This is a genomic window from Spirochaetota bacterium (assembly GCA_017999915.1).
Lineage (GTDB): Bacteria > Spirochaetota > UBA4802 > UBA4802 > UBA5550 > RBG-16-49-21.
Genome location: JAGNKX010000004.1, coordinates 24,617 through 35,787 on the forward strand (window position 1 = coordinate 24,617; position 11,171 = coordinate 35,787).

Genomic DNA, 11,171 nt, shown 5'->3' on the forward strand with positions numbered 1-11,171 from the left:
ATGGGTAGGCATGAGGCGCCGCAAAGAACTGTCGCCCTTGTCGTCGGAGTGACAAACTGCGGAGGCGAAGAAAGATCGTTTATAACCGGACTGCTGGTAAAAGAGATCGGCTCGCTTCCCGGGATCGTGATTATTCCGGTTGATAGGGCATCGGCGGGAGGGGGACTGAAGCCGGGAGCCAAGCCAGGCCATGCAGCGATCTGCGCCGGGGAATGTGGCGGCATGCTGTCAGCTGACATCGTACTGACCGGATCGGTCGATAAAAACACCCGGGACCATGGCCGCTCCATTGACGGGGCGGCATTTCCCTATCTTCGGGAAGTGGTCAGGGAAGATCGCTATCACTGTAAATTCTCTATATACGGCGCCTCACGGAAAAAAATCGTGTATAACCTCGTCGAGAAAACCGGAAGGCAGGGACTATACGCTATCGCCAGGAGATTGTCATCGGCGCTGAAAGCGTATCTCGATTCGGCACCGGCAACTCCGTTAAGGCACGATGTGGAGATCACCCTGTTCGGAGCAGCAATATTTCCGGTGGGGAAGCTAAGTAACATCCTGAAGGCCGGGTGCGGCACTGGGTTCGATGCGGGGATTTCACGGGTATTCCTGGACGGCGATGTGCTCATGATAAGGGGCAGGTATTTTTTTCATTCTTTCAAGACCCCAGGAACGGCTTTCTACAGCTCCTTTGACGTAATGCTTCTCTGGGGAATCACATTTCCGGCGGGGAAATATTTACGGATCGGCCCCATGGTCGGAGCCGGGTGCCAGGTCTCCTTTGCCAGGTTCGCCGGGATAACAAGGGGCTGCAGGAAACGCTATCTGCACCCGGAGATAGGAGCTAGAATCGTGGGCAATATCGTTCTTCCGGGCGATTTCGCCATTATCCTTGCGCCCGAATTTGTCATATTTTTCGAGAGGAGCGACATCGCTCTGTACGCCGGCGCGCAGGCGGGAGTGCGGTATAGATTTTAATAACAGATGGCCGGGGCCGGGAGGGATCGTAATTTCATGAATAATATGCTCGTCAACAAAAAATCCAGGTTCGGACTTGCCGTGAAAGTGTCTGCGCTGACCCTGGCCACGTACGCGGTCATTGTTGTAATGACGGTGGCAGCGGCCGGTGATAACCTGTCCGGAGGCAGTGCCAGGCGGGCCGAGGATCTCGGGAAGGCGATCGCAACGCAGGATGCCATCGTGAAATCCTTTCTCGAGTATTCCAGGAGATCCAATGACTCCGGCGTCACCGTGAGTTCGGATAGGGTTCTCCGGGACCATGCTCGCAGCATGACAGCCGTGAAGAATCATTATGAGCTCATAAAGGCACGCGAGAGGAGTACCCGGTATCTCCTTACCGGGATGGGCATTGTCATGGCCCTCTACCTGATCATCCTTTTTTCGTACCTGGTGTATAAGACAGGCGGATTATATGGTCCCGCCGGTGTCATGTTAGACCATGTACGGGATAGTCGGAACAGGAAGGTGCCTTCCATGACACCTGTGGATACCGGCGGTGAATTGGCGGATTTGCGCAGTATAAATATCACACAACATTCAGGCGATTATCATGAATAAAGCTCTCATTCAATCCATCATTCTTATCACTGCGCTTGTTTATCATACTAACGGTTTTGCGCAGGATCCCATTGACGTTAAAAATACAGAAATCAACGGTGGAACCGGAGAAATAAAAGAAGGCAACTCTACAATGAAGGGGCAGGTTGACTGGAATGACCGGATGAAAGAGAAGCCGGCCCGAGGAAACGATAGTAATAAAAAGATGTCTTCCCCTGGATGGAAAGACAGGGAATACATCGGTATGTTCGCGGGCTACGGCGGCCATATACCGGTGGCCGATTATGGAGAGAGGTTCACACCATCACATCTTTTTTCATGGGCCCTGGGAATATATGCGCTCAATCTTGCGGGGATTTCCCCGGAGCTTCATTTCCGGTATACCATGATGAAGAGAGATCATATACAATTCAGGTATGATTCGACAATCGTCCTGATGCAGTTCTATCCCGGTCTTGTGTACCGGCATCACTTTAAAATGCCCTGGAACACATTGACCCTCTATGGCCGCATCTGGGACGGCATGTCGCGCATCGAATATAGATCAAGGAACCCATATTTTATGTTTTTGAAAGAACGTATCGTGGAATACGTTAATATTTTCGGTCTTTCCGCAGGCTGCTACTATGATATATGGCAGGGCATACTCATAGGGGCCGATATCAGTTACAGCATAACCTTCACAGCCGGAAAGCCGCTGCAGTCAGTGGCGGTTACGCTGAATGCCGGATGCAGGATCCTCTAAGGCTAATGAAAATCAGCGATTGGTCAGCATTTTCTTGATCTCCCGCTTCAGGATCTTCCCGACGCCGCTGGTAGGGAGCTCGTCCATGAACTCGACGACCTTCGGCACTTTGTATGGCGCCACGTTGTCGCGAAGATACTGGATGAGCTTCGTCTTTTGTTCGTCGCTTTTGGCGATGCCCGGGCGGAGCACAACGGCGATACCGACCCGCTCCGATCCCGGTCGTTCCGGGTCGGGAATGCCGACCGAGGCCGCCATGGCTATATCAGGGTGCTTCGCAAGCACCTCGTCGAGCTCCCTTGTGAAGACTTTAAAGCCGGATACGATGACCATGTCCTTGACCCGGTCCACGATATAGAAGTAACCGTCCTCGTCCATGTACGCCACGTCGCCGGTATGCATCCAGCCGTCCCTGACGGCATTATCGGTTTCATCCTGCTTCTTGTAGTAACCCCTCATGATCTGCGGCCCCGTTATCACGATCTCTCCGGGCTCGCCGAGCTTGGCGGGCTGGCCCGTCTCGGGGTCGATAAGCTTGACCAGCGTGTCGGACAGGGGCATGCCGATGGAGGTCGGCTTCTTTACGCCGAATCGCGGGTTGCAGATCATGACGGGCGACATCTCGGTCATGCCGTAGAGCTCTATAAAATTCTGGTTCCCGATGATCGATTCCAGGTCCTTGATGTATTCCGCGGGGAACGGCGCTGCCGCGCTCAGGCACCATTTCAGGTGCTCCTTGAGGTCAAGCTTCCTGAAGGCGGGCTGCTTTAAAAGCTCAAAGTAGACCGTGGGGACATTTACCACGAACGTAGGCTTGTATGCCTTGAGCGCCTCAATGATGAAATGGGAATCCCGGGGATTGGGCACGCAGATCTGGGTGTTGCCGTCGGTGATGGTGAATCCGCCCAGGGCCAGGCCGGCTATATGGAAGAGCGGGAAGGCAGACAGGGCTATATCTTCCGGCTTGATGTCAAGCCACGACAGAACCTGCCGGCGGTTGCTCATGTAACTGCGTTGGGTCAGCATGGCTCCCTTTGCGGGACCCGTAGTGCCCCCTGTGTACATCATGAAAATCATGTCATCAAAGCCCCGCTTAACGTGGACCGGGTCGGCTTTGGATTGGTTCATTATTTCCATGAAGCGTTTAATGGATTTGCCGGCGATCGGCTTCACTTCAGCGGTCGGGATTTTTTTCAAGAGCTTACCGAGGACCCGCTTGATACCGGGAAGAAAATCTGCGATTTCAGTCACCACGACCGTGGTGAAGGCGGCCCTGGCCGACGCTTCGGCGATCTTTTCGAGCAGGATATCCACGGTAATGACGATCTTGGTCCCGGAATCGATGAGCTGGTGTTCCATCTCGGCTGCCGTGAGGAGCGGGCTCAGGCCGGTGGAGACGCAGCCCGCCTTCTGGACGCCGATAATGGCTATGTAGTGGGCCGGGATATTGGGCATATGGAGGCCCACCACGTCATCGGGGCGCAGGCCGCTATCGATGAGAAAATTGGCCAGCCTGTTGGAAAGATCATCCACTTCCTTGAAACTCAGGGCGCGGCCCATGTATATGAGGGCTGTCTTGTCGGGATACTGGGCGACGGTTTCCGCGAACATCTCGGCAAAGGACTTTTCCTCGTATGGCAGGGTCGGCGGGACATTTTTGTCATAGTGCTTCAGCCACGGCTTATCCGAATATGCGTCGCTCATAGTATCCTCCCTCATAAGTATAGTGTGGTTTTTTGAAAATGATGGGGGCATAACTTATTACTACCCCTCATGGGGAGAAGAGAAAATACGGTTGGTGCGGCAACTATCATCCATGAAAATGAAATTTCCATGCCATCGTGCAATCCGCTTCCCCCTTGCGGCTTCATGCAACATGATAACTGCTATTGGAATTATTTTAGTTCAATATGGATACTTTGTCAAGGCGTATTATATTTTTATACTGGACGCTAATCAGCAAAAAAAAAGCCGGCATTGTGCCGGCTTTTTCGAATGCTTGTAAAGAATATTACTTTTGAGGCTGCTTGAGCAACGCAATGCAGAGAATAATGCCAAGCACCGCGAGACCGGCGGTAGGGTAGAAAGCCACCGTGAAGCTTCCGAAAAGGTCCTTCGCAAAGCCTGAGATCAGGCCGCCGATGAGGGCGCCGAGACCGTAGGCGAAGAAGACGACACCATAGTTCCGAGCATAGTTCTTCATTCCGAAGAAGGAAGCGGTAGCCGCGGGTGCGATGGCGAGCCATCCGCCCAGGCAGAGCCAGAAGCCGCAGAAGGCGACCACATAAGCGGTGGTAGTGCCTTCGCCGGCTGCAAAAAGCATGATCAGGGAAACGACCAGGATGATGGACATGTTAAGGACGCCGGCCCATTTCGGCGTGATCTTGTCGGTCAGGGTGCCGAAGATAGGACGGCCGATAGCGTTAAATATGGCGAAAATGCCGGTGAACATCGCGGCCTGGGCGGCGGTAACCTTGATAATATCCTGGCCGACGGGCGCCGAGATGCCTATAGCCATGAGTCCGGCTATTGAACCGATGAGGAATGCAAAGAAAAGGCCCCAGAACGCGGCGGTCTTAACCATTTCTCCGGCGGATAAATCGGTACCGCCAGCGGCACCGGCGGGAACTGACCACCCGGCGGGTTTCCACCCTGCTTCAGGGAACTTGTAAGGCAGGGAAAGGAGTACCAATATAATCGCGAAGGCGACACCGAAATAGAGGAACGTGGTGAACAGTCCCACTTTAGGTATGAGCGCGCTTGCGATGTTAGCGGTGAGGAGCGCTGAACCGCCGAAACCGGCCAGCATGAGGCCTACCGCGAGGCCCTTCTTGTCGGGGAACCAGCGGGCGCCGAGGGAAACCGGGCAGCCATAGGCGAGACCCACGCCGGAGCCGGCGACCACGCCATAGGTGAGCATCAGCATGTATATGTTCTGGGCGAAATATGAAAGACCCCATCCAAGGCCGACGATCAGGCCGCCGATGAGGGCGAGCTTCTTGGGACCAAGTTTCTCCATGATCTTCCCGCCGAAAAACATGAGTATTGAGAAGAAAGCAAGGAACAGCATGAAAGGAAGATTCCCTTCAAGGGAGGTGACTTTTTTCACGCCCTTGAGAAGCTCAAGGTCCTTGTCCGCCAGCGCCGGGATCAGCTTGGTAAAATTATCAATCTTAACTTTGTCTTTTTCTACATCAGGTTTCAGCTTGAATATCTCCGCGACCTGTTCCGGGGTGATGGCTTTTGTTGACGAGTAGAACTTCTCTGCCCCGTCCCCTTTGAGCGAAAATATGCCCTTGAGCAGGTCCTTGTCGATGGAATTGACGGCGACTCCGGCCTGTTCCGCTTTTTTCTTGTTGAATTCGAATTCAACATGGGGCTTGAATACCCCGTAGGAATAGACGCTGCCGAGGCAGAGGTTCATCACCAGTCCGAAGACCACGAATAGCCATCTCCCTTTTTCGGCAGCCATCCCGAATGCATGTGTGTCAGCCATAATGTAAAACTACCTCCTGAGGTTTTTTGAAATGTGTGATTGAGTTGTACAGAATTATGCGACGTTAGGTTCTGAAAAACAAAATTGGAAGTTTTTAATAGAGGGTGATGTATAAGTCAATCATTAAAACGACAACTCCCCGTAATTTATACGGGGAGTTGGACGCCGGCTTATTTCTTTTTCCTTCTTGGTTTCCCGGGATTGGCCGTGTGCCTTGCTTTGGGCCTTTCTGCCTGACCGGGGTCGCCGGATAGGCTTTTTATAGTAATAGGATCATGGTTTTCATCCGTTATTTCCTCTTCTTCATCAATCTCTTCCATCACATTGTGTTCCTCTTTTTTGTAAGAGGGACGAAACTTGCTTTCAATCCATTCGCGGAAGATGTCGATGTATTCGAAAAGGGCCGGGACCACGATAAGGGTCAGGAATGTTGACAGGATCAGGCCGCCCATGATGGCAATACCCATGGCCATGCGGAATTTGGATACCTCTCCGATGCCCAGGGCGATCGGAAGTGTTCCCGCCAGCATGGCAAAGGTGGTCATCAGGATCGGCCTCAATCGGGTCATGCCGGCCTTGTAGATCGCCTCCTTCCGAGTCATGCCGGACCGGTATCCCTCCAGGGCGAAGTCGACAAGGAGAATGGAGTTCTTGGTGACCAGGCCCATCAGCATGACCATGCCGATCATGGAGAACATGTTCAGTTGCTGACTGAAAATATACAGTGCCAAAAGCGCGCCGGAAAGTGCAGGCGGCAGGGCCATGAGGATTGTGACTGGCGTAATGAATGACTCGTAGAGGCTGGAGAGAATGAAGTATATGAATATGACAGCCAGCAGCATGGCGAGCATTATATCTCCCATCAGCTCCTTCAGGTCCTCGGCCTGTCCAACAAAGTTATATGTTATTCCTTTCGGGGGCGGCATTTTTTTCTTGAGGAGATCCATCGAAAAATCCGTAGCTGAGCCCATGGCGCCATCGGGCGTAAGGTTCGCGGTAATCTGTACGACACGGGAACGGTCATACCGGAGTATCTGGGAGGGGCCGAATTTGTCCACGCCGTTGCTTATGGCTTTAAGCGGCACCATGCGGTACATCTGGTTCGGGACCTTGGTATTTTCAAAGGCGGAACGCAAGTCACGCTGATCAGGCTTCAGGCGGAGGCGCACATCATATTCGATCCCCTTGGCGTGAAGCTCGCCCACAACCTCACCGGCTATTTGGTATCGGAGTTCGGAGCCGGCTATGGAAGGCATGACGCCGAATTTCTGCATTTCGTTCGGATTAAACACGACCTGGAACTCGGGCTTGCCGGATTCCGAGCTGATATCGACGTCTGACAGGTCTCGGCTCTTTTGTAACTCTTTGTAGAACTTTTGCGCATACTCGTCAAGAACTTGCAAGTCATTGCCGACTATGTTCAGGACATAGGCCGACATCGCCATGTTCCCCAGGCTGTATTCAGTGAGCTTCGGACGATCATCGCGGAATTCCTTTAAAAGCATATTCCTGATAGCGGTCTTAATCTCGGGCGCGGTGCGTTTGCGGTCTTTCATGTCGACCAGGGAGAGGCCCATGGTGACAAAGTTGGTTTGCGCGGTGTTCATTGCGTTCATGCCGACGATAATGGACATCGTGTTCATTTCAGGGGCAATTTCGAGTATACGCTTTGCCGCCCTATTCGCGACCTCGTTGGTACCGTCCAGGCTCGTGCCGGAAGGCAGCTGAAGGGATATGTTGAAATCACCGAAATCGCTCGAGGACATGAAGTTCTTTTTGATGAAGGGCGCGGTCGCAAGGCTAACGACAAAAATGATGGTGGTGATTCCCATGATGAGAAGCGGATGGTCCAGCGTAAAGGTCATGATCCTGCCGTACCATGATTCCATCCATCGCTGGAAACGCTCGAAGTTGCGGATAACGACGTTCTGCGCCACGTGGCCTTTACCGGCGAAGTAGGCTGAAAGGAAAGGCGCCACCGTGAGGGCGTCAAAGAGGCTGATGGCCATGGCGAAAATAATGGTGAAGCCGAACTGTTTGAAGAACTGGCCTGTTATGCCGCCCAGGAACCCAATGGGGGCAAAGACCGCCATGATGGTGAGGGTCGTGGCTATGACAGCCAGCATGACCTCGGTGGTCCCTTTTTCAGCCGCATCCATGGGGTGCATGCCTTCTTCGAGCTTTCGGAATATGTTCTCCCGGACAACAATGGCGTCATCGACCAGGAGGCCAACCGTCAGGGAAAGGGCCAGCAGTGAGATGACGTTGATGGTATAGCCCATGATATACATCAATATAAAGGCCCCAAGGAGACTGTTCGGAAGGGCGATGCCAGTAATTAATGTCGACCGTATGTTGCCCAGGAAGAGGTACACTACGATTATGGCCAGGGCGATGCCGAGTATAATCGTGACCTTTACTTCGTCCAGGTTCATGCGGACGATCTTCGCACCGTCATAGATGAGGTTGAGCTTCGGCTTGCCTTCGCGGTCTTTCATCTCCGCATTCAACTTCTTTATTCGTCCGGTAACTCCGTCGAGAACGGCAACCGTGTTGGCCCCTGACTGCCGGTAAACCTCGAGGAACAGGGCGGGCTTCATTTCACGCTTGATCTTTTTCTTTTTTGAACTGAAGAAACCTGATTTTTCAGCCGTGGTGTTTATCGGCGCGTACAGGTAACCGTAGGTTGTTCTTTCCTCGGATCCGTCGCTTACGGTGCCGAGGGATTTGACGGAGATAGCGTTGCCCACATCGCCGGAAAACTGCACCACGGCATTGGCTATCTGGTTGACATCCGTGAATTGTGCCACGGTCCTGAACGAGGTTTCTTTGTCGCCTTTTTCGTTTTTACCGACAGGAATGTTCATCCCCGCGCTCTTGATGGCGTTTGCGACAGCCAGTGCGGATACCTTACTCTGATTCAGCTTATTGCGGTCCAGCTCCACCTGTATCTCTCGCCGGCGTCCCCCGACAATCTTAACCTGCGCGACGCCGTTAACCTGCTGTAGTGCGACAGTAAGCTCTTCCTTCGCCAGATCGTAAAGCTCATTCGTTGTCAGGTCGGCCGAAAGGGCGATCCGAGCGATCGACATGCTCGCCGGATCGAAACATACCACGAGAGGTTCTTCTATATCTTCGGGAAGGTCCTTGCGTATCTGGTCCACCTTGTCCTTGACCTGCTGTTCCGCGTATTTCGGGTCGACGTCGAGGTTGAATTCGGCGATGACAAGGGACACGCTGTCCATGTTCCTCGATTGCAAGTGCTTCAATCCTGAAATAGAGCTTACCTGGTCCTCGATGGGCTTCGAGATGAGATTCTCTATCTCCTCAGGTGAGGAACCGACGTAGACTGTCTGAACGACGACATAGGGAAATTCGACGTCCGGGTACATGTCTACGCCAAGCCGGTTCATAGATAATAATCCGACAAAGATAAGGACAAATACAATACTGGTTATAAGGATGGGTCGCTTGATGGCTAAACGGGCTATATTCATAGATTGATCAAACCTCTCAGATTGTAACAATTATGTTTAATAGATTGGACGTGTTTAACCAAATGGTTAAATTTATGCAAGAAAAAAATAGTTTTTTTTATATATCATTGAAAAATGCATCTGCGGCGGTTTTTTCAACTGAAAAGATAGGTTTCCAGCTCCATAATCATCATATATCATGCATGAGTGTAAAAACCAAATTGTTCTTGTCAATAGATACTTTATTGCTATTTTGTCAAATGACAATTCTCTCTCTTGTACACAAATAGAATGGTGGTCCATCTCTATGAAGCATAGAATAAAAAAGCACCTCGAGCGAAAACCGATAGAAGAATTGATGGTTGAGACTCAGGATCACGGACACTCGCTGAAAAGGGTCCTTGGGCCATTGCACCTGACCATGCTGGGGGTGGGCGTCATCGTGGGTGCCGGCATATTCGTCCTCACCGGCCAGGTGGCGGCGCAGTATACCGGTCCGGCCATCGTTCTATCCTTCGTGATATCCGCCATTGCCTGCGGATTTGCCGGCCTCTGTTACGCGGAATTTGCCTCCCTTATCCCGGTCTCAGGCAGCGCCTATACCTATGCCTACGCGACCCTGGGAAAGGTTTTTGCCTGGATCATAGGGTGGGATCTGATCCTGGAATATCTCTTTGGCGCCTCATCCGTTGCCGTGGGGTGGTCTGGATACGTCACCAGCTTTTTTAAGGATTTTGGCATCATCATTCCCACGTATCTCTCCAGCGCGCCCTTTGCCCATGACCCGAAGCTCGGGTGGTATGCCACCGGCGCCATAATCAATCTTCCGGCAGTACTGGTGGTCCTCGTGTTTACCTTCCTCCTGATACTTGGCATAAAAGAATCCGCTTCCTTCAATAACGTCATTGTCATACTAAAGGTCACAGTCATAATCCTTTTCATCGGCTTCGGGATATTTTTCATCAAGATGGACAACCTGACGCCATTCATACCGGAAAACACCGGCGTTTTCGGTGAGTACGGATGGAGCGGCATCCTGCGTGGGGCGGGTGTTATATTTTTCGCCTATATCGGTTTTGACGTGGTATCGACGGCCGCGCAGGAGGTCAAAAATCCCCGCCGCGATATGCCCATCGGTATCCTCGGATCGCTAACCATTGTCACGATCCTCTATATACTGGTGGCCTTTGTCCTGACCGGGATCGTGAGCTATACCCAGCTCAGAGTCCCGGACCCCATTGCCGTGGGAATCAACTCCCTGGGCGACGACTATTTTTGGCTCAGACCCATAGTCAAACTGGGGGCCATCGCGGGCCTTACCTCGGTGGTGCTGGTACTCCTCTACGGGCAGTCGCGGATTTTCTTCACCATGGCCAAGGACGGGATGCTCCCCGGGACCTTCGCGAAGGTCCACAGCAAGTACAGGACACCTTACGTAACCACGCTGGTAACCGGCGCTGCCGCTGTCTTCTTCTCGGGTCTGTTCCCGATAGGCCTTCTCGGAGAAATGGTTTCCATAGGGACCCTCCTGGCCTTTGTGATCGTCTGCATAAGCGTCATGGTCCTCCGATATTCGAAGCCGAAGCTGCACCGGCCCTTTAAAACGCCTTTCATGCCCTTTGTTCCCATTATGGGGGCCCTTGTTTCGCTTGCGCAGATGTTTGCGCTTCCCGGTGACACGTGGATGAGGCTCTTGATCTGGATGTTTATAGGGTTTATCATCTATGCCACGTACGGCGAACGCCATGCGCGGAAAAAGCCGACCAGGCCGGATGACGGTCCCATCATTTCGTGATACGGATAATATGGCGGAGTTAGACCGCACTGTAATTATTTAATTTGATAATACTCACACGCCAGTCAGCCATTGAAGCAT

At 52.4% G+C, this 11,171-nt stretch carries 7 protein-coding genes; 4 read left to right on the forward strand and 3 right to left on the reverse strand.

What is annotated here, in order from left to right; genetic code table 11:
• The 3 genes from KA369_07200 to KA369_07210 all read left to right on the forward strand — a co-directional run bounded on the left by KA369_07200 (position 1) and on the right by KA369_07210 (position 2,323).
• A complete protein-coding gene (locus KA369_07200; protein MBP7735742.1) occupies positions 1–978 on the forward strand; it encodes a hypothetical protein in 978 nt (325 codons plus the stop codon).
• 36 nt (positions 979–1,014) lie between these two features.
• Positions 1,015–1,578, forward strand: coding sequence for a hypothetical protein (locus tag KA369_07205; protein MBP7735743.1), 564 nt, complete (start codon positions 1,015–1,017; stop codon positions 1,576–1,578).
• Between the two features lie 133 nt (positions 1,579–1,711).
• Positions 1,712–2,323, forward strand: coding sequence for a hypothetical protein (locus KA369_07210; GenBank protein MBP7735744.1), 612 nt, complete (start codon positions 1,712–1,714; stop codon positions 2,321–2,323).
• 12 nt (positions 2,324–2,335) lie between these two features.
• Here KA369_07210 and KA369_07215 read toward each other — a convergent pair whose 3' ends face one another.
• The 3 genes from KA369_07215 to KA369_07225 all read right to left on the reverse strand — a co-directional run bounded on the left by KA369_07215 (position 2,336) and on the right by KA369_07225 (position 9,316).
• Complete coding sequence (locus tag KA369_07215) at positions 2,336–4,027, reverse strand: AMP-binding protein (protein ID MBP7735745.1); 1,692 nt, start codon at positions 4,025–4,027, stop codon at positions 2,336–2,338.
• Positions 4,028–4,334: 307 nt separating this feature from the next.
• On the reverse strand, positions 4,335–5,819 hold the full coding sequence (locus KA369_07220) for an OFA family MFS transporter (GenBank protein MBP7735746.1): 1,485 nt from the start codon (positions 5,817–5,819) through the stop codon (positions 4,335–4,337).
• Between the two features lie 170 nt (positions 5,820–5,989).
• The gene (locus KA369_07225) at positions 5,990–9,316 is read right to left on the reverse strand and encodes an efflux RND transporter permease subunit (GenBank protein MBP7735747.1); all 3,327 of its coding nucleotides are present in this window, start codon (positions 9,314–9,316) and stop codon (positions 5,990–5,992) included.
• Between the two features lie 286 nt (positions 9,317–9,602).
• Between KA369_07225 and KA369_07230 the strand changes: the two genes are divergently transcribed.
• Positions 9,603–11,090, forward strand: coding sequence for an amino acid permease (locus KA369_07230; protein MBP7735748.1), 1,488 nt, complete (start codon positions 9,603–9,605; stop codon positions 11,088–11,090).
• The last annotated feature ends 81 nt before the right edge of the window (positions 11,091–11,171 follow it).

What these genes read in the sequence shown, in the direction of transcription:
- KA369_07200 (MBP7735742.1), top strand. Translation starts at nt 1, where the DNA reads ATGGGTAGGCATGAGGCGCCGCAAAGAACTGTCGCCCTTGTCGTCGGA.
- KA369_07205 (MBP7735743.1), top strand. Translation starts at nt 1,015, where the DNA reads ATGAATAATATGCTCGTCAACAAAAAATCCAGGTTCGGACTTGCCGTG.
- KA369_07210 (MBP7735744.1), top strand. Translation starts at nt 1,712, where the DNA reads ATGAAGGGGCAGGTTGACTGGAATGACCGGATGAAAGAGAAGCCGGCC.
- KA369_07215 (MBP7735745.1), bottom strand. Translation starts at nt 4,027, where the DNA reads ATGAGCGACGCATATTCGGATAAGCCGTGGCTGAAGCACTATGACAAA.
- KA369_07220 (MBP7735746.1), bottom strand. Translation starts at nt 5,819, where the DNA reads ATGGCTGACACACATGCATTCGGGATGGCTGCCGAAAAAGGGAGATGG.
- KA369_07225 (MBP7735747.1), bottom strand. Translation starts at nt 9,316, where the DNA reads ATGAATATAGCCCGTTTAGCCATCAAGCGACCCATCCTTATAACCAGT.
- KA369_07230 (MBP7735748.1), top strand. Translation starts at nt 9,603, where the DNA reads ATGAAGCATAGAATAAAAAAGCACCTCGAGCGAAAACCGATAGAAGAA.